Origin of the sequence: Azospirillum sp. RU38E (genome assembly GCF_900188385.1) — a bacterium.
Taxonomy (GTDB): domain Bacteria; phylum Pseudomonadota; class Alphaproteobacteria; order Azospirillales; family Azospirillaceae; genus Niveispirillum.
On the sequence record NZ_FZOI01000005.1, the window covers coordinates 102,071 to 121,157 of the forward strand.

The window sequence follows — 19,087 nt, forward strand, 5'->3', positions numbered from 1 at the left end:
CGTCACCCCGGCGAAGGCCGGGGTCCAGGTCGCTTGCGCACCCCTAGCGATGCCGATACCCTCGGCGGGCAGACATCGGCCGGCCTGGACGCCTATGGACGATCGTCGGGCAGGCGATCTGTCCAGAGATCGCCCCCCCATTTTCGCTCAAAGCTCTTTCAGGCCGCACAGCGGACCAAAGGCGCATTGCTCTACGAAACTGAACCCCGGCCTTCGCCGGGGTGACGGTGGAGGGGGGGGCAACCGGTGCCCCCCTTACAACCTCTCCCCATGCCAGCGCAGGTGATCATCCATGAAGCTGGAAATGAAATAGTAGGAGTGATCATACCCTTCCTGCATCCGCAGGGTCAGGGCAATCCCTGCCTTCTGGCAGGCGTCCGCCAGCAGCTGCGGGCGGAGCTGGCCTTCCAGAAAGCCATCGGCCGTGCCCTGGTCCACCAGGATTTCCGGCACCAGCGCCCCATGTTCGATCAAGGCCACCGCATCATGGCGCAGCCATGCCGCCTTGTCCGACCCCAGATAGGCGGGAAATGCCTTCTGGCCCCAAGGCACCTGCGTCGGGGCCACGATGGGGGCGAAGGCGGAAACGGATTTGAACCGCCCCGGATGGCGCAGCGCCACGGTCAGCGCCCCATGGCCGCCCATGGAATGGCCGGTAATGCCCTGCCGGTCTGTATCCACCGGGAAATGCCGGGTCACCAGCGCGGGCAGTTCCTCTGTCACATAGGTCCACATGCGGAAATGCGGTGCCCAGGGGGCCTCTGTGGCGTCGACATAAAAGCCGGCCCCCTGCCCCAGATCCCAGCCGGCATCATCGGCCACGCCGTCGCCGCGCGGGCTGGTATCCGGGCAGACGATGACCAGACCCAGTTCCGCCGCCAGCCGCCGGAACTCCCCCTTCTCCGTCACATTGGCATGGGTGCAGGTCAGGCCGGACAGGAACCACAGCACCGGCAGCTTGCCCCCGCCAGCGGCCTGCGGCGGGGTGAAGACGCTGAACTGCATAGGCGTGCCGGTGGCACTGGATTGGTGGCGATAGACACCCTGAATGCCGCCATGGCTGCGGGTGGTGGAGACGGTTTCAAGGCTCATCATCGATCCCGGCATTGATGTGTGACGTCACACAGTAAGGGGGCAGACCAAGTGACCTGCCCCCTGTCCTACCCCTTAAAACACCACGACGCTGCGGATGCTCTCACCGGCGTGCATCAGGTCGAAGGCCTTGTTGATCTCCTCCAGGCTCAGCACATGGGTGATCATCGGGTCGATCTCGATCTTGCCCTGCATGTACCAGTCGACGATCTTCGGCACGTCGGTACGACCGCGCGCACCACCGAAAGCGGAACCCTTCCACACGCGACCGGTCACCAGTTGGAACGGACGGGTGGAGATTTCCTTGCCGGCTTCGGCCACGCCGATGACGACGGAAACACCCCAGCCGCGATGGCAGGCTTCCAACGCCTGCCGCATCACATTGGTGTTGCCGGTGCAGTCGAAGGTGTAATCGGCCCCGCCTTCCGTCAGGCCGACCAGATGCTGCACGATATCGCCGTCGATCTTGGTGGGGTTGACGAAATGGGTCATGCCGAAACGGCGGCCCCATTCTTCCTTGCGGTCATTAATATCCACACCGATGATCTTGTCGGCCCCCACCATGCGGGCGGCCTGGATGACATTCAGGCCGATGCCGCCCAGGCCAAAGATCACCACATTGGAACCCGGTTCCACCTTGGCCGTATTGATCACCGCACCCACCCCGGTGGTAACACCGCAGCCGATATAGCAGGTGGACTGGAACGGCGCGTCTTCCCGGATTTTCGCCACCGCGATTTCCGGCAGAACGGTGAAGTTGGAGAAGGTGGAGCAGCCCATATAGTGATAGATCGGCTGGCCCTTATAGCTGAAGCGGCTGGTGCCATCGGGCATCAGGCCCTTGCCCTGGGTGGCGCGGATGGAGGTGCAGAGGTTGGTCTTGCGCGACAGGCAGCTTTTGCACTGGCGGCATTCCGGGGTGTAGAGCGGGATGACATGATCGCCCGGCTTCAGGCTGGTGACGCCCGGCCCCACCTCCCGCACAATGCCGGCCCCTTCATGGCCCAGGATGGAGGGGAAGATGCCCTCGCTGTCAAACCCGTCCAGCGTATAGGCATCGGTATGGCAGATGCCGGTGGCCATGATCTCAATCAGCACCTCGCCCAGCTTCGGGCCTTCCAGATCGACTTCAACGATTTCCAGGGGCTTCTTGGCTTCAAAGGCAACGGCGGCGCGGGTCTTCATGGGGGCTTCTTCCGGCTTGTGGACATGGGAAAATCCCGCTGGCCGGTTCGGTCAGCGGGCGTTGCGTGACTATAGCCGGGGCCTTCCCTGGCAACAATCCCGGCTTTATGGCAAAAAATTATTGCTGTATAGCAATAATCAAGAATGCACACCGGTCCCCATCAAAGGTCAGGAAACCACCCCCAATGCAGCCCTGGGATGGGATTGAGGAATTTATCGCCACGGCGGAGACGGAGAGTTTTTCCCACGCCGCCACCCGGCTGGGGGTTTCCACCTCCCATATCAGCCGGGAGGTGGCGCGGCTGGAGGATCGGCTCTCCGTCCGCCTGCTCTACCGCACCACCCGCCGGGTCAGCCTGACCGATGCCGGGCGGCTGTTCCTGGAACGCTGCCGCCGGCTGGTGGAGGAGCGGGAGGAGATGTTCGCCGCCGTCAGTGAACAGGATGGCGCGGCGCGTGGGCATCTGCGGCTGACCTGTTCCATTGCCTATGGCGAACGGTTCATCGTGCCGCTGGTGAACCGCTTCCTGGCCGATCACCCGCAGATGAGCGTTTCCATCGACCTGACCAACCGGGTGGTCGATCTGGTGGGGGAGGGGTTTGATCTGGCCGTGCGCATCGGGGCCAGCCTGGGCGACAGCCGGCTGATCGCCGTGCGGCTGGCACAGCGGGAGCGCTATCTCTGCGCCGCTCCGGCCTATCTGGCGGCCCAGAGCGCCCCCACCGGGCTGGACGATCTGGCCCGCCATGCCTGCCTGATCGGCACGGCCGAATTCTGGCAGTTCCAGACCGGCGGGCGGCTGGTGGAATTCAAGCCGCGCGGTTCCTGGCGCTGCAACAGCGGCTTTGCCGTGCTGGATGCGGCCCGCCAGGGGCTGGGGCTCTGCCAATTGCCGGATTTCTATGTGGAACCCGATCTGGCCAGCGGCGCCCTGGTCAGCCTGCTGGAACCCCACCGCCCGCCGGCTGAGGGGATCTGGGCCGTCTATCCCCATCGCCGCCACCTGTCGCCCAAGGTGGCGCGGCTGGTGGATTATCTGAAAACCCATGTGGGTCAGGGCTGAAGGGGGCGATGAACGGGCGGCCAGCATAACCCTGGCCGCCGCCCATACTGACAGAAAATTATAATCATCGGGTTAGATAGCTACGCGGCGCGTTTTCATAGAAAATACATTTGAAAGCACGCGACCTTTCATTGCAATCCGTGCAAATATTCAATGATGACTTTTTCCCTATCCAGGCCTGCCCTGCGGAGTTCCCCCGATGCGCGTCAAGACCCTGTTCACCCTTTGTATCTCCGGCGCCGGCGTCATCGCTGTCGGTGTGGCCATGATGCTGGTGGCCCAACAGGTCAGTTCACTCTGGAGCATCAACCAGACCGCGCGCTATCTGCGGACCTTCCAGGCCGTTTCCCGGATTGTGGAGCAATTGCCGCTGGAACGGTCGGCTTTAAACACGGTGCTGCAGGCGGACAGCGTGCTGGATCAGGCGGGGCGGGACCGGGTCGCCGCCGTGACGGCCAAGACGGATGAGGCGCTGGCCCAAAGCCTGAATGCCGCCGAGCGGGAGATTGGCGACCCGGCCATGAAGACGGCGCTGAGCAGCCTGAAAACCCATATTCAGGAGCTGCGTACCCGCGCCCTGGGTGAGGCGGCAAAGCCCCTGTCCGCCCGCGATGCCAGTTTCCTGAAGGGCTACCCCGCGGCCGTCAACCGCAATATGGATGAGGCGACACGGCCATTGCAGACGATGGAGGTGGCGGTCTCCCGCCTGAATACCGGTGTGTCCGACTATATCGCCCTGGCCCGGCTGACCAATGATTTCCGTTCCGCCGCCGGTGCCCGCTCCTCCCATATCGGCCTCTACCTCTCCAGTCCGGAGACGCGCACCCCGGCAAATCACGAGAAGCATGGGGAGATGATGGCCCGGATCGAGGAGCGGTGGGCCCAGATTCAGGCACAGTTCAAACTGGCCGGGGAGCCGCCGAAGGTGGCCGAGGCCCTGGCGAGTGTGGAGAAAACCTATTTCAAGGAAGGGGGCGATTACTACAACCGCATCGTCACCGCCGTGCGGGCCAATGCCGATCCGGGCATAACCCCGCTGGAATTCCGCACCGTTCAGGCCAATTTCGTCAAACCGATCATGTCCATCCGCGATGCTGCCCTGGCCACCGGGGCGGATTATCTGGATGATCGCGCCCGCACCGCCACCATCGGGCTGATCCTAGTGGGTTTGCTGACTCTGGGCATTGCCATTGCCATCGTCGCCCTGGGCTATGTCTTCAATCGCCGCGTCATCACGCCATTGAACGGGCTGACCCAGGTGATCGGCCGGATGGCGGATGGGGAGCTGCAAACCAGCATTGCTGGTGAGGCGCGCCCGGACGAGGTAGGGGATATTGCCCGTGGTCTGGTGGTCTTCAACCGCAATGCCCAGGAACGCCAGCGGCTGGAACAGCTGGCCGCGACTGAGCGCCAGGCGCGCGAAGAACGGGTGAAGCGGGTTGAAGCGCTGATCCACCAGTTCGAAGGGGCGATTGCCGAGGTGCTGCACGCCGTCGCCGCGTCGGCGACGGAGCTGGAGGGGACGGCCCATTCCATGAGCGGCATTGCCCAGGAGACGACACAGCAGGTGACCAACTGCGCCACCGTCTCCGAACAGACATCCAGCAATGTGCAGACGGTGGCCGCCGCCAGCGAGGAACTGGCCTCCTCCAGCCTGGAAATCGGTCGTCAGGTGTCGGAATCCGCCACCATCGCCCTTTCCGCCGTCAATCAGGCGACGGAGACCGACCGCATCATGCGCGGACTGGCCGAAGCGGCGGAGAAGATCGGCAATGTCGTGCAGATGATCCAAGACATTGCCGCCCAGACCAACCTGCTGGCCCTGAATGCCACCATCGAGGCGGCGCGGGCCGGGGAGGCGGGCAAGGGCTTTGCCGTCGTCGCCAGCGAGGTGAAAAGCCTCGCCACCCAGACCGCCCGCGCCACGGAGGAGATTTCCGCCCAGATCGCCAGTATGCAATCGGCCACCAGCAGTTCGGTGGAAGCGATCAGCGGCATCGGCCAGACCATCCGCCGGGTCAGCGAGATTGCCGCCGCCATCGCCGCCGCTGTGGAGGAACAGGGGGCTGCCACGGCGGAAATCGCCCGCAATGTGCAGCAGGCCGCCCGGGGCTCCCAGGAGGTGTCGGCCAATCTGGGCCGGGTGGCCGAAGCCGCCGACCAGACGGGCGAAGCCTCTGGCGAAGTGCTGGCCGCCGCTGGTGAGCTGGCCCAGCAGTCGGAGATTCTGCGCCGGGATATTGAGAGCTTCCTGGCCAATATCCGCACCGCCTGAGTTTTTCGTCGCAGACCCCTTGACCTTGACATGGTGGCAAGCCCCACATGATGGGGCAGGTGTTACTTCCAAGGGGACCGGGCCATGGATGGAAGCGGGATAAGGGGGGCCGAAACCGGCGCCCAGATCGCCGAATTTGATCTGTCGCTGACGGGGGTGCGCTGCGCTGGCTGCGTCTCGCGGGTGGAAAAGGCGCTGCGGCAGGTGCCGGGCGTGGTGACGGCCGATATCAATCTGGCCAGCAAACGCGCCCATGTGCGCGCCATCGGGGCCGATGGCGCAGCACTCACCGATGCCGTGGCCGGTGCCGGCTATGGGGCGGACCTGATTGCACCGGAAGGGACGGGGGCAGGGCAGGGGGCTGACAGCGCCCCCGGTCATGACCATGCCGCCCATGGGGCAGGGGGGGAGAATGCCGGCTGGCGCGTCGTGCTGGCGGCCATGCTCAGCCTGCCGCTGCTGGCCCCCATGCTGGGGCTTGTGCCCAGCCTGCCGGGCTGGCTGCAACTCACCCTCGCCACGCCGGTTACCTTCTGGTTGGGCTGGCAGTTCCATAAGGGCGCGTTCCGGGCCGCCCGCACCCTTCACGGCAGCATGGACAGTCTGGTTTCCCTGGGCACGCTGGCCGCCTGGGGCCTGTCCGTCTTCCTCTGGCTCACCGCCCACGCAGATCACGCCCCGCATCTTTATTTTGAGGCGGCGGCGGTGGTCATCACCCTGCTGCTGCTGGGCCGCTGGCTGGAAGCCCGAGCCATGGGCCGCACCATGGAAGCCATTCAGGCGCTGATGGCGCTGCGGCCCCGGCTGGCGCGGCTGCGGCTGCCATCGGGTGATGTGGAAGTGCCGGTGGCGCAATTGCGCGTCGGCGATCTGGTTGTCGTGCTGCCGGGTGCTGCCGTGCCGGTGGATGGCACGGTGGTGGAAGGCGCGTCCGACCTGGATGAATCCCTGATCACGGGGGAGTCCCTGCCCGTGGCCAAACAGGCCGGCAGTACCGTGACCGGTGGCGCCCTGAATGGCCCCGGCACCCTGCTGGTGCGTACCGGGGCCGTGGGGCGGGATACGATGCTGGCCCGCATCATCGCCATGGTGGAAGGGGCGCAGGCCGCCAAGGCCCCCATCCAGCGGCTGGCCGACCGGGTGAGCGCCGTTTTCGTGCCCTTCGTGCTGGTCATCGCGCTGATCACCTTCGCCGGCTGGGTTCTGGCGGGGTCGGGGGCTGAAACCGCCCTGATCAATGCGGTTTCCGTGCTGGTGATCGCCTGCCCCTGCGCCCTGGGGCTGGCCACGCCCACGGCGTTGATGGCAGGCACCGGCGTGGCGGCGCGCAGCGGCATCCTGATCAAGGATGCCGGCGCCCTGGAACGCGCCCATGCCGCCACCATCATCGTCTTTGACAAGACCGGCACTCTGACGGAAGGCAAACCGGTGCTGACCGGCCTGACGCCGGCCCCCAGTATCGACGCCACCGAGGCGTTGCGGCTGGCCGCCGGCCTGCAGGCCTGCAGTGAGCATCCGCTGGCCCGTGCCGTGCTGGATGCCGCCCGTGCCCAATCCCTGCGCCTCCCCACCGCCCAGAATAGCCGCGCCCTGCCCGGCCAGGGCATGGCGGGCATGGTGGAGGGGCAGGCGTTGCGCCTGGGCCATGAAGGGCTGATGGCGGCACTGGGGGTGGATATCACCCCGCTGGCCGATGCCGCCGCCACGGCCCGCCAGCAGGGGCACAGCCAATCCTGGCTGGCCGTGCAGGCGGGGCAGGGGGCACAATGGCAACTGTTGGCCCTGTTGAGCTTTGCCGATGAACCCAAACCCACCGCCGCCGCCGCCATCGCCGCGCTGAAGGCGCAGGGCCTGCGCTGTGTGATGCTGACCGGCGATCATGAGGCGGCGGCCCGTGCCGTGGGGGACAGGCTGGGTCTGGATGAGGTGGTGGCCCGCCTGCTGCCCGACCAGAAGGCGGCAGCGGTGGCCCGGCTGCGCGGGAGCAGCGGCACCGTCGCCATGGTGGGTGACGGCATCAATGATGCGCCGGCCCTGGCCGCCGCCGATATCGGCTTTGCCATGGCCACCGGCACACAGGTGGCCATGGAGACGGCGGGCATCACCCTGATGCGCGGTGATCCGCTGCTGGTGGCCGACAGCATCGCCATTTCCAGGCAGACCTGGGCCAAGATCCGCCAGAACCTGTTCTGGGCCTTCGCCTATAATGTGGTGGGCATTCCGCTGGCCGCCTTGGGCCTGTTGAACCCGATGATTGCCGGGGCCGCCATGGCCTTTTCCAGCGTCAGCGTGGTGGGCAATGCCCTGTTGCTGCGCCGCTGGCGGCCCCGCGCGGGGGCAGGGCGATGAATATCGGACAGGCCGCCAAGGCAGCCGGCGTCACGCCCAAGATGATCCGCCATTATGAGGCGACGGGCCTGTTGCCGGCAGCAGACCGTTCCGCCGCCGGCTATCGGCTCTATGGGGAGGCGAATATCCGCACCCTGCGTTTCATCCGTCAGGCCCGTGCGCTTGGCTTTCCGCTGGCCGATCTGGGCGGGCTGCTGCGCCTGTGGCATGACCGCGACCGCGCCAGCGCCGATGTGAAGGCGCTGGCGCTTTCCCATATCGCGCATCTGCAGGAACGGATCGACGAATTGCAGGTAATGAAACAGACGCTGGAGGGGCTGGCCCGTCACTGCCAGGGTAATGACAGCCCCGATTGCGCCATCCTGGACGGGCTGGACCAGGGGGGCGGGACATAAAGTTTCACGGGAAACATTCCTTGTAAAACAGCTCAATCGTGCGGCAGTTCACGAAACACCGGCAAAGCCTCTGCCCGCGCCGACAGGGCGGCCAGCCGGGGGAAACGGCTGTTCCAATCCACATCATCGCCCCGCATGGTGCGGCTGAAATAGAAGGCCACCGCCGCCGTCACATCGGCCTGCAGCGGGCGTTCGGCCAGCAGCCAGCCCGTCCCATCACCGATTTCCGCTTCCAGCAGATCGAAGGCGGCCAGCATCTGCGCCCCGGTACGCTCCATCCAGGGCTGGTGGCGCTTTTCCGCCGGGCGCAGCATCTCCTCATAAACCCGCTGCACCGCCTTTTCCGTGCCGGCCAGGGCCAGCCCGATCAGGCGCAGGCAGCGCGTATGGGTGGCCATATCCACCGGCATCAGCCGCCGTTCTGCGGCGGCCAGTCGTTCGGCATGGTCCAGGATCAGGCTGGAATCCATCAACACCATCCCCTCCCCCGTCACCAGGGTGGGCGCCTTGACCACCGGGTTGATGGCCGCAAACTGGTCATAGGTGCGGAACACCGACAGGGATTCATGGGCAAAGGGCAGGCCCATCAGCCGCAGCGAAATCGCCACCCGACGGACATAGGGTGAATCCAACATGCCAATCAGCCGCATCACCTGATCCCCTTTGCATCTGCGTTGCCTTCGCCGATGATCCTGCCAACCGCGCCGCCCCGCAACCGCTCACCCGACAGCCCCTCCTTGTCCCATTGACAAGGCCCCCGCCGCTCCCGTTTAATTCTATACTGTCAGTAGGAAATTACCCCGCCCCCGAGACGACAGGAGCCCCCATGCTGCCCTTGCCGCCCTTCTGCCTGCGGGTGATCGCTTGAGCCGGCCCACCGTTGCCATTATCGGCGCCGGGGCCAGTGGGGCGCTGACGGCCCTGCATATCCTCTCCAACCCCCAGGGGCCGCGCATTTTCCTGATTGAAAAGCGCCAGGGCTTTGGCGTTGGTGTCGCCTACAGCACCGGCAATGCCGACCATCTGCTGAATGTTCGCGCGGGGAATATGAGCGCCTTTCCCGACCAGCCGGCCCATTTCACCGACTGGCTGCGCGACCGCGACCCGGACCTGCTGGCAGCCGGCTTCGTGCCCCGCCGCACCTATGGCGCCTATCTCTCCGGCCTGCTGCGGGCAGCGGCGATGAGCGACCGGGCCGCCGGGCGGCTGATGCTGGTGAATGATGAGGCGACCAGCCTGATCATCGGTGAGGGGCGGCCCCGGCTGCGGCTGGCGGTGGGGCGGGAATTGCTGATCGATGCGCTGGTGCTGGCCACCGGCAATGGCGCGCCGGAGCCGCCCTATGTGCCTGATGGCGGGCTGGGCGCCTCCCCGCGCTATATTGCCGACCCCTGGGCCGCCGATGCCTTCCGCCATGTCGCCCCGGAAGACGCGGTGCTGCTGCTGGGTACCGGGCTGACCATGGTGGATGTGGCCCTGACCCTGAAAAGCATCGGGCATGAAGGGCCGAAGATCGCCATGTCGCGGCGCGGGCTGCTGCCGCGCCGCCATGCCGCCCCGGTGGCGGTGCCGCCCGACCCGCTGCCGCCCCTGCCGCCGGTTCTCTCCGCAGCCCTGCGCATCGTGCGGCGCCATGTGAAACGCTATCACGAAGCACAAGGCGACGCGGCGGACTGGCGGGCGGTGATTGATGCGCTGCGACCGGTCACGCGTGGTTTCTGGCAGGCGCTGGATACGCCGACGCGGCGGCGCTTTATGCGCCATCTGCGCCCCTGGTGGGATGTGCACCGCCACCGGCTGGCCCCTGTGGTGGCCGACCGGCTGACGGCGATGCTGGAAAGCGGGGAAATCACCCTGAAGGCCGGGCGGCTGCGCGCCTTCGCCCTGGAAGGAACCGGCGCCCGCCAGCAGGTGGCCGTGCAATGGCGACCCCGGCGGGGAAATGCCGACGAGCGGTTGGATGTCGCCCATGTGGTGAATTGCACCGGTTCAGGGGGTGACCTGTCACGCAATGGGCCGCCGATCATCCGGTCGCTGCTGGCGGCAGGGCTGGCGCTGCCCGATGCGCTGGGGCTGGGGCTTGATCTGGATGGCGATGGTCGGCTGATCGCCGCCGATGGCTGTTCTGGGCGTTTTTATGCCCTGGGCCCCGCGTCGCGCGGGGCCTTCTGGGAGGTGACGGCCATCCCCGATATCCGGGTGCAGGCCCAGCAGGTGGCCGCCGCCATCTGCCGCGATTTGGGGTGAGGGTAGAGCCTTAGAGCGTGCTCCTCAATCGCCGCCGGGGCTGCATACGCAGCTTGGCTACGCGGCACGTGCCGCGCGGCGGCAGTCGCCGCCGGGGCTGTTTCCGGTTGACCGGAAACAGCCCTATCCTCGATGCATCGCCCGCACATCGTCGCCATTGGCCAGCCGTCGCCCGGTCAAGGCCACGGCCTGGGCTGCATTGGCGACCAGGGCGGCATTGCCGGGGGCTAGGCTGCCATCGGGCAGGTGCAGGTTATTTTCAAACCCCACCCGCGCGTGCCCGCCCAGCGACAGGGCCGCCTGGGCGCAGGCGGCCTCCTGCGCGCCGAAGGCACAGACGGCCCAGGGCGGCAACCCGTCCAGCCCCTCCAGGAAGGGCAGCAGGTCGGCCGCCCGGCTCTGCTGGCCCGCACTATAGCGGCCCAGCACGAACAGCAGGAAATCCACTCCCTCCCCCAGCACGCCGCGGGCCTTCAGGTCGTGGTAACGGGCCAGATCGTCCGGGGAATAAAGGATTATTTGCAGCATGATCTCCCGCTGGCGCATCCAGGCGAAAAAGCCTGATGCCTCCACCTCATGCGCGGCATCGGGCACCAGTTCGCGGATGGCCAGCGACACCGCCTCCGGCACCAGTTCGCGCACCACCCGCATCTGTTCAGGCGGCTGGTAGATGCCAGCGGCCTCCGTGGTGATCTGCACCACCATGCCCGGCCCCACCTGCCGGCGAATAGCATCGGTGGCTTGGCGATAGGCGTCAGCATCCAGCAGATGCCGCCCATCGGGCCGGCGCACATGGGCATGGATCATCGCCGCCCCCGCCGCCTGACAGGCCGCCGCCTCGGCAGCCAGTTCGTCAGCGGTCAAGGGGATGGCGGGGTGATCCACCTTCACCCGCCGCGCCCCGTTGGGGGCGACGGTCAGGATGGCGGGGGGAAGGGAAGGGGACATGGGTGGGTTCCTGTGGGGGGAGAAGGTCATCAGCAGACCGAGAACAGAACATCCCGGCTTTTACAATACGCACCGCAGCGGTCGGGGGCACCAAGGCGCCCGTCACCTCTCCCGTGCCTCCCCCGCGCAAGCGGGGGTCCAGGGGCCAAGGGCACCGGAGCATTGGCGCTGGTGGCCCCTGGATCCCCGCTTGCGCGGGGAAGGCAGCATAGGGCGAATGGCACCGTCAGCGCCCATCGGCAAAGCCAACAATCCCATCTCACCCATCCCCCGCCAGCCCCAGCCGTTTCATCTTGTCGTACAGGGTCTTGCGGGCGACACCCAGCGCGGTGGCAGCCCCGGTGACCTGCCCGCCGCTGCCGCGTAGCGCCTCTTGAATCAACTGGCGCTCCACCTGATCCAGCAGGTCGGGCAGGGATAAAGGGGCGGTACTGGCCTCCGTCAGGTCCGGCCCGCCCATGCCCAGCACGAACCGGTCGGCGGCATTGCGCAATTCCCGCACATTGCCGGGCCAGTCCCGCAGCATCAATTGGCGCACCAGGGCCGGCGGCACATCGGGAACGGAGCGCTGATAACGCCCCGCCGCCTGCAACACGAAATGCTCGAACAGCTGGGGAATGTCATCCCGCCGTTCCCGCAACGGCGGCAGCGGGATGGTGACGACATTCAGCCGGTAATAAAGATCCAGCCGGAAGCGCCCGGCATCGGCCAGTTGCTTCAAATCCACCTTGGTGGCCGCCACCACGCGGCAACGCACCGGCACAGCGGCATTGCCGCCCAGCCGTTCCAGCGTGCGATCCTGCAACACCCGCAGCAGCTTCACCTGCAGGGCCAGCGGCATACTCTCCACCTCGTCCAGGAACAGGGTGCCGGCCCCGGCATGTTCAATCTTGCCGATACGGCGTTTGGCAGCCCCGGTAAAGGCCCCCGCCTCATGCCCGAACATCTCGCTTTCGAACATGCTGTCCGGGATGGCGCCGCAATTGATGGCGACAAAGGGCAGGGCAGCCCGGTTGCCGCCATCGTGCAGGGCACGGGCCACCTGTTCCTTGCCGGCCCCGGTTTCGCCCAGGATCAGCACATCCACATCCGTACCGGCCAGATTGGCCACGGCATCGCGCACCCGGCCGATGCCGGCACTCTGCCCCAATAGATAGCGGGCGATGGAGCCTTCGCCATCCAGCGCCCGGCGCAGGCGGCGGTTTTCCCGCACCAGGGCGCGCTTGGCCAGGGCCCGCTGCACCACGGCCAGGAAATGGTCGTTCAGGAAGGGTTTTTCGATGAAATCCCACGCCCCTTCGCGGATGGCCCGAACGGCCATGGCCACGTCGCCATGGCCGGTGATCAGCACCACCGGCAATTCCGGGTCCAGCGTGCGGCAGCGGGCCAGCAGCTCCATCCCGTCCATTTCCGGCAGGCGCACATCGGTGACGATGATGCCGGGGAAATCCGGCCCCAGCTCCGCCAGCGCCGCCGCTGCCCCGGCAAAGGTGCGCACCTTGATGCCGGCCAGTTCCAGGGTCTGGCGGCAGGTGCGGCGGATCATCTCCTCATCGTCGATGAACAGCACCTGCAGATCAGGCCGCGGCATGGTTCTTCTCCTCCCCGGCGGGGAATATCTCTCTCAGGGGCGGGAAGGTCAGGGTGAAACAGGCGCCCCCCTCCGGCCCGGAACCAGCAGAAAGCTGGGCGCCATATTCCCGGGCAATCGCCTGGCTGATCGCCAGCCCCAGCCCCAGCCCTTCACCCGCCGGCTTGGTGGTGAAGAAGGGCTCGAACAGCCGGGGCAACACCTCAAAACCAAGACCAGAACCGTTATCGGTCACACTCAAGCAGACAGTATTATTGGCATTGACGTTACCGGTCACACGAATGCGCGGATTGGGCCGGTCACGCAGGGCATCGGCGGCATTGCGCAGCAGATTGACCAGCACCTGCTGCAGGCGCACCGGTTCAAACCCCACCACCAGCCCGCCCGACGGCAGGCCCAGATCGACGGCGATCCCCTGTTCGGTCAGCCGCCGTTCCAGCAGAGCCAGCGCATCGCGCACGGCCCTGGCCAGGGGCACCGGTTCGGGCGGGCCATCGCTGCGCCGGGAGAAGCCGCGCAACTGGCTGGTGATCTTGGCCATGCGGTCCACCAGATCGGCCATGAAGGCCAGATTTTCCCGCACATCGCCCTCGCGGCCCCGATCCAGCAGGGCGCGGCAATTTTCCGCCAGCCCGCGCAGCGCCGTCAGCGGCTGGTTCAGCTCATGCGTCACCCCGGCGGCCATCTGCCCCAGGGCGGCCAGCTTGGCCGCCTGCACCAGCTCATTCTGCGCGGCGCGCAGTTCCTGTTCGGTGCGGCGGCGCTGTTCCACCTCCCGTTCCAGCCTTGCATTGGCGGTGGACAGGTCGGCGGTGCGCTCCACCACCTTGCGTTCCAGATCCAGCCGCGCCTGTTCCAGCGCGGCGCGCGACCGTTCGCGTTCCTGCAAACGGCGGAAGCGCTGGCGCCAAGCCAGCCCGCCGGCCAGCGCCAGGGCCAGCAGCAGCGCCATGGCCGCCGCCGCCATGCTCTGCGCCCGGCGCACCGGGGCGGCATCCTGCAACACAAGCAGGGACCAGCCGTCGCGTTCCAGCGCCCTGCCATCCAGCAGATAGCGCCCATCGGTCGTTTCCACCGGCCCGGCTAGCCGGGGCGGCAGGGTGAAGGGCAGGGGGGGATAATTGTCGCGCCCATATTGGCGGGTGTCCGCCAGCTCATCCAGGGCCATGGCATCCAGCGCCCGCGTGCTGCGCAGCTTCCAGTCCGGCAAGCTGGACAGAAAGGCGATGCCATGGCGATCGGTCAGCAGCACCAGATCGCCGGCATCGCGCCAGACCGTCTCCATCGCGTCCAGCAGCACCTTCACCACCACGGTGCCGATAATATGCCCGCCCTCGGCGGCGGGGGCGCGCACCGGGGCGGCGATAAAATATCCCGGAATGCCGGTCAGGGTGCCGGTGCCGTAAAAATGCCCGTCCCGCCCCTCCATCGCCTGCTGGAAATAGGGGCGATAGCCGAAATTGATCCCGACATAGGAATTGGGCTGGTCCCAGTTGCTGGCGGCCAGGGTGGTGCCATCGGTCCCCAGCAGATAGAGAACGCCCGCCCCCGTGCGACGGTTGACGGTGCGCAGATAATCATTCACCGGGGCCACCAGGGCGGGATCATGGCTCTGCGCCAGCCGCACCAGGGTGGGGTCCAGCGCCGCTGTGGCGGGCAGATGGTCAAAGCGCCCCAGCATGGTATCCAGGCTCTGGCCATAGACCTCCAGCCTTCCATGCAGGGCGCCCATCAGCCCGTCCCGGGTGAAGCGCCCCGCCTGCCAGCCGGCCCCCAGCACCAGGGCGGTGGCGACCAGCAGCAGGCAGAGGCTCAACAGCAGGCGTTGGGGACTAGGCATGGTTTCGGGCTCGTCATCAAGGGGCGCGCGCGACCGCACTATAGCGGAACGGCCTTTGGCCGGTATCGCTATCATGGTCGCGGGTGCCATTGACGCGCCTTGCCCGGCCATCAATCCGTCGTCAGCCCGGCGCGTTCCGCCGCCTCGTGACGTTGCTGTTCCTCCATCACCAGCCGGCCCAGTTCCCGCTTCAGCTCGTTGAAGGCGGCACTGCCGCTGTCGCGCGGGCGCGGCATGTCGACATGGATATCCCGCTTCACCGTGCCGGGCCGATAGGTCAGCACAACGATGCGGTCGGCCAGATAGATCGATTCCTCGATGGAATGGGTGACGAAGATCACCGTCTTGCCCAGTTCCTGCCAGATGCGCAGCAGCTCATCCTGCAAGGAACGGCGGGTCAGCGCGTCCAGGGCGCCGAACGGTTCATCCATCAGCAGCACGGGGCTGTCCAGCGCCAGCACGCGGGCAATGGCCACGCGCTGGCGCATCCCGCCGGAAAGATCCTTGGGGAAACGGCCCCGGAATTCCGTCATGCCCAGCATGGACAGCAGCTTTTCCACCGTGGCGTCGATCTGGGCGCGCGGGGCCCCCTTGATCTCCAGCCCGAAGGCGATGTTCTGCGCCACCGTCATCCAGGGGAACAGGGCATATTCCTGGAACACCATGCCCCGGTCGGGGCCGGGGGCGTTGATGGCCTTGCCCCCCACCGTGATGGCGCCGCTGCTGGGCAGGGCAAAGCCGGCCACCGCGTTCAGCAGGGTGGATTTGCCACAGCCGGACGGGCCCAGCAGGCAGACAAATTCACCCTGGTTGATGGTCAGGTTGATATCCTGCAGGGCCACCACCTGGCCGCCCGGCACGGGAAACACCTTATTGACGCCATTGACCTCGATCAGCGCGTTCATGGCTCCGGTCTCCCCCTGCATCAATGCTCAAGGCCGCGGTGCCACCGCAGCAGGTAATTATTCAGCCGGCTGACGCCGACATCGATGGCCAGCCCCCAGAGACCGATGGTCAGCATCCCGGCGATGATCTTGTCGGACCAGAAATATTCCCGCGCTTCCAGGATGCGGAAGCCCAGGCCATTGGAAACGGCGATCATCTCCGCCACGATCACCACGATGAAGGCGGTGCCGATGCCGATGCGCACGCCGGACAGGATATAGGGCGTGGCCGCCGGCAGGATGACGCGGCGGAAAATCGTGCTCTGGCTGGCGCCCAGGTTGCGGGCGGCACGCAGATAGATGCCATCGACATGGCGCACCCCGGCAATGGTGTTCACCAGCACGGGGAAGAAGGCGCCGATGGCAATCAGGAAGATGGCCGGCGGATTGCCCAACCCGAACCACAGGATCGACAGCGGGATATAGGCGATGGGCGGGATGGGGCGCAGCACCTGGATCATCGGGTCGAACCAGCGATAGACGGCGGGCTTGGCCCCCATCAACAGGCCCAGCGGCAGGGCCAGCACGGCCCCGACCAGAAAGCCCATCAGCACGCGGTAAAGGCTGCCGATACTGTCGATGATCAGCTCACCCGACACGGCCCAGGCCAGCCAGGAACCGGCCTTCGGATCATAGGGCTCCAGCGGGGCCAGATATTGCCACCAGCGCACGGCGACAGCGCCGGGGGAGGGCAGGACATGTTCATTGACCCAGCCCATGGAACAGACCAGCTGCCACAGCACCAGCAGCACAACGGGCACGGCTGCCCCTTCCGCCAGCGCCTTCAGTTTCGGCTTCTTCATGTAGGTTTTTCCCGGATTGCAGACGGGTTGTCAGGGACAAGGCGGGGGGCGATCCCCCCGCCTTGGCAGGGCCTTACTTCACCTGCTGCATGGCCAGATCAAGCAGTTCGGTGCGCACGAACTCCTTGGCCACCGGCGGCTTGGACATCTTGCCGATGCCATGCGCCTTCATCGTGTCGGTGGTGGCCTGGATATGCTCGGCCGTGATACCCAGCGTATAGGGGGCATTACCGATGGCAGCGTCGAAATCGGCTTCCTTCAGCTGGCCGCCGAACAGGGTTTCGCGCACGAATTTCGACGCGGTGGCCGGGCTGTCCATGAAGGTCTTGGTCGCCTTCACGAAGCAGGCCAGATATTTCTGCGCCAGTTCCGGCTTTTCCTTCATGAACTTCTCGGTCATCACCATGGTGCGCACCGGCGAACCGATGGGCGTGTCATAGGGCTTGATCACTTCGGTACCAAAACCAGCGCCGATGGCCTGGGAGCTTTGCGGCTCGGTCTGCATGATGGCATCCAGCTGCTTCAGCAGCAGGGCCTGGTTCAGGTCCGGATAGCCCAGATAGGTGATGGTGACATCCTTGTCGCCCCGGTCAGAGGAGGTGAGACCGGCCTTGTCCAGCTCGGCCGCCAGCAGCACTTCCTGGATGCTGCCACGGGTGACGCCGACCTTCTTGCCCTTCAGGTCGGCCACGCTCTTGATGCCGGAATCGGCGGCCGCCACCAGCCGCGCCCCGCCCTTGGCAAAGCCGGCCACGATAAAGATCGGCGCGCCATTGGCGCGGCCGGAAATGGCGGCTTCCGAGGCGGTCGCACCGACATCCAGCTCACCGGCCAGAATGGCCTGCATCACGTCCGGGCCCTTGGCGAAAATCTTGGTTTCCACCTTGATGCCGCAGGAAGGGGCGATTTCCTGCACATAGGAGACGGCACCGAAATGCGCCAGCTTCAGATTGCCGACGCGGATCACATCATCGGCAGCCATGGCGGCGGGGGCCAGCGCACACAGCGCGACGGCAGCGGCACACAGGGAAAGCAGCTTGGCGGGTTTCATCGGTGGCGATCCTCAGGCTTCGGGTTGCTTGTTCCACCCGGCTTCATGCCGATGTCCGGGCTGGGCTTCCCAAAGCAGGGGGCGTGCCAATATCGCGCTGCAATATGAAAAATCTGCGCCCTATGATCCTTGCTGATCAAGCACTTGTGCATTGCGGTGACAGGCGAGCGGGGTGGCGGAAAACCGCCATCTGCCCCGCCCGCCTGTCACTTTTTCCGCCGGAAGATTGCGTGTTCCCTCAGGCGCCGGGCGGCGGCATCCGCCGCCTTGGCTTGCGGCACCACGTGGTGCCGGGCCAGCGGTCGCTGGCCTTACTCCGGCAGCGGAATGAATTCCGTCTCCCCCGGCACAGCCGGGAAGCGCCCGGCCTTCCAGTCGGCCTTGGCATCCTCAATGCGTTCCTTGGAGCTGGAAACAAAGTTCCACCAGATATAGCGCGGGCCATCCATCGGCTCCCCGCCGAACAGCAGCACCCGTGCCGCCGTCACCCCGGTGACGACAATCTCATCCCCCTCGCGCAGCACCAGCAGCACACCGCCGCCATCCTCGCCCACCGCATGGCGGTCGCCGGCGATCTCCACCGCCCCGCTGGAAACATACAGCGCCCGTTCAGCATGGGCCGGTGGGATGGCGATGCGCGCCCCCGGCGTCAGCAGGATTTCCGCATAGATGGTTTCAGAGAGCGTGCGGATGGGGGAGCATTCGCCGAACAGCTCCCCGGCGATCAGCCGCATCCAGACACCCTGATCTTCAATCACCGGCATGGCATCGGCGCTGTAATGCACGAAATCCGGGGTGATTTCCTCGTACCGTTCCGGCAGGGCCACCCAGCTCTGAATGCCGGACAGGGCATTGCCATGGCTGCGCTGGCTGGCCTCTGTGCGCTCAGAATGGGCGATGCCGCTGCCGGCGGTCATCCAGTTGATCTCACCGGGGCGGATCGGCTGGACCGAGCCTAAACTGTCCCGGTGCATGATCTCCCCTTCGAACAGATAGGTGACGGTGGACAGGCCGATATGCGGGTGCGGCCGCACATCCAGCCCGGTCCCGGCGGGCAGAAAGCCCGGCCCCATCTGATCCCAGAAGATGAAGGGGCCGACCATGCGGCGCTTGGCCGTGGGCAGGGCGCGCCGCACCTCAAACCCCCCGACATCATGGCTGCGGGGCACCACGATCAGGCTGATGGGGCCGTCATTTTCTGGCGTTGGGACACTCATGCGGGGACACTCCATCACGGGGCTCGGGCGTGGCAGGATCAGGCGCTGTTTGGCCCCCGTCAATCCTTGTCCGGTGTCGCAGTGCC

At 66.2% G+C, this 19,087-nt stretch carries 15 protein-coding genes; 5 read left to right on the plus strand and 10 right to left on the minus strand.

The window, feature by feature from the left end; translation table 11 throughout:
• Positions 1 to 255 precede the first annotated feature (255 nt).
• Positions 256 to 1,092 carry an S-formylglutathione hydrolase gene (gene fghA, locus CHB97_RS11975; protein ID WP_089288213.1) on the minus strand — a complete coding sequence of 279 codons (837 nt, stop codon included), beginning with the start codon at positions 1,090 to 1,092 and terminating at the stop codon, positions 256 to 258.
• A gap of 75 nt (positions 1,093 to 1,167) precedes the next feature.
• Complete coding sequence (locus tag CHB97_RS11980) at positions 1,168 to 2,277, minus strand: S-(hydroxymethyl)glutathione dehydrogenase/class III alcohol dehydrogenase (protein WP_089288214.1); 1,110 nt, start codon at positions 2,275 to 2,277, stop codon at positions 1,168 to 1,170.
• Positions 2,278 to 2,462: 185 nt separating this feature from the next.
• Between CHB97_RS11980 and CHB97_RS11985 the strand changes: the two genes are divergently transcribed.
• The 4 genes from CHB97_RS11985 to cueR all read left to right on the plus strand — a co-directional run bounded on the left by CHB97_RS11985 (position 2,463) and on the right by cueR (position 8,360).
• Positions 2,463 to 3,341, plus strand: a complete 879-nt coding sequence (locus CHB97_RS11985; protein ID WP_089288215.1) for a LysR family transcriptional regulator — start codon at positions 2,463 to 2,465, stop codon at positions 3,339 to 3,341.
• A 199-nt stretch (positions 3,342 to 3,540) separates the two neighbouring features.
• Positions 3,541 to 5,616, plus strand: a complete 2,076-nt coding sequence (locus CHB97_RS11990; protein ID WP_089288216.1) for a methyl-accepting chemotaxis protein — start codon at positions 3,541 to 3,543, stop codon at positions 5,614 to 5,616.
• 84 nt (positions 5,617 to 5,700) lie between these two features.
• Positions 5,701 to 7,965: a cation-translocating P-type ATPase gene (locus CHB97_RS11995; protein WP_089288217.1), complete on the plus strand. Its 2,265-nt coding sequence runs from the start codon at positions 5,701 to 5,703 to the stop codon at positions 7,963 to 7,965.
• Positions 7,962 to 8,360 (plus strand): Cu(I)-responsive transcriptional regulator, encoded by a 399-nt coding sequence (cueR, locus tag CHB97_RS12000; protein ID WP_089288218.1) that lies wholly within the window; start codon positions 7,962 to 7,964, stop codon positions 8,358 to 8,360. Before CHB97_RS11995 ends, cueR begins: the two co-directional genes overlap by 4 nt.
• A 32-nt stretch (positions 8,361 to 8,392) precedes the next feature.
• Here cueR and CHB97_RS12005 read toward each other — a convergent pair whose 3' ends face one another.
• Positions 8,393 to 9,010, minus strand: a complete 618-nt coding sequence (locus CHB97_RS12005) for a glutathione S-transferase (RefSeq protein ID WP_089288219.1) — start codon at positions 9,008 to 9,010, stop codon at positions 8,393 to 8,395.
• A 214-nt stretch (positions 9,011 to 9,224) separates the two neighbouring features.
• Here CHB97_RS12005 and CHB97_RS12010 point away from each other — a divergent pair, with 214 nt between their 5' ends.
• The gene (locus tag CHB97_RS12010) at positions 9,225 to 10,607 is read left to right on the plus strand and encodes an FAD/NAD(P)-binding protein (protein WP_160105786.1); all 1,383 of its coding nucleotides are present in this window, start codon (positions 9,225 to 9,227) and stop codon (positions 10,605 to 10,607) included.
• A gap of 123 nt (positions 10,608 to 10,730) precedes the next feature.
• Here CHB97_RS12010 and CHB97_RS12015 read toward each other — a convergent pair whose 3' ends face one another.
• The 7 genes from CHB97_RS12015 to CHB97_RS12045 all read right to left on the minus strand — a co-directional run bounded on the left by CHB97_RS12015 (position 10,731) and on the right by CHB97_RS12045 (position 19,001).
• Positions 10,731 to 11,555 (minus strand): 3-keto-5-aminohexanoate cleavage protein, encoded by an 825-nt coding sequence (locus CHB97_RS12015; RefSeq protein ID WP_200819906.1) that lies wholly within the window; start codon positions 11,553 to 11,555, stop codon positions 10,731 to 10,733.
• A 259-nt stretch (positions 11,556 to 11,814) separates the two neighbouring features.
• Positions 11,815 to 13,146: a sigma-54 dependent transcriptional regulator gene (locus CHB97_RS12020; RefSeq protein ID WP_089288222.1), complete on the minus strand. Its 1,332-nt coding sequence runs from the start codon at positions 13,144 to 13,146 to the stop codon at positions 11,815 to 11,817.
• Positions 13,133 to 14,986, minus strand: coding sequence for an ATP-binding protein (locus CHB97_RS12025; RefSeq protein WP_160105788.1), 1,854 nt, complete (start codon positions 14,984 to 14,986; stop codon positions 13,133 to 13,135). Before CHB97_RS12025 ends, CHB97_RS12020 begins: the two co-directional genes overlap by 14 nt.
• 110 nt (positions 14,987 to 15,096) lie before the next feature.
• Positions 15,097 to 15,891 (minus strand): ABC transporter ATP-binding protein, encoded by a 795-nt coding sequence (locus tag CHB97_RS12030; RefSeq protein WP_089288224.1) that lies wholly within the window; start codon positions 15,889 to 15,891, stop codon positions 15,097 to 15,099.
• 20 nt (positions 15,892 to 15,911) lie between these two features.
• Positions 15,912 to 16,733, minus strand: a complete 822-nt coding sequence (locus tag CHB97_RS12035) for an ABC transporter permease (protein ID WP_089288225.1) — start codon at positions 16,731 to 16,733, stop codon at positions 15,912 to 15,914.
• A 73-nt stretch (positions 16,734 to 16,806) separates the two neighbouring features.
• Positions 16,807 to 17,784 (minus strand): ABC transporter substrate-binding protein, encoded by a 978-nt coding sequence (locus tag CHB97_RS12040; RefSeq protein WP_089288226.1) that lies wholly within the window; start codon positions 17,782 to 17,784, stop codon positions 16,807 to 16,809.
• Positions 17,785 to 18,095: 311 nt separating this feature from the next.
• Positions 18,096 to 19,001: a pirin family protein gene (locus CHB97_RS12045; protein ID WP_089288227.1), complete on the minus strand. Its 906-nt coding sequence runs from the start codon at positions 18,999 to 19,001 to the stop codon at positions 18,096 to 18,098.
• Positions 19,002 to 19,087 lie beyond the last annotated feature (86 nt).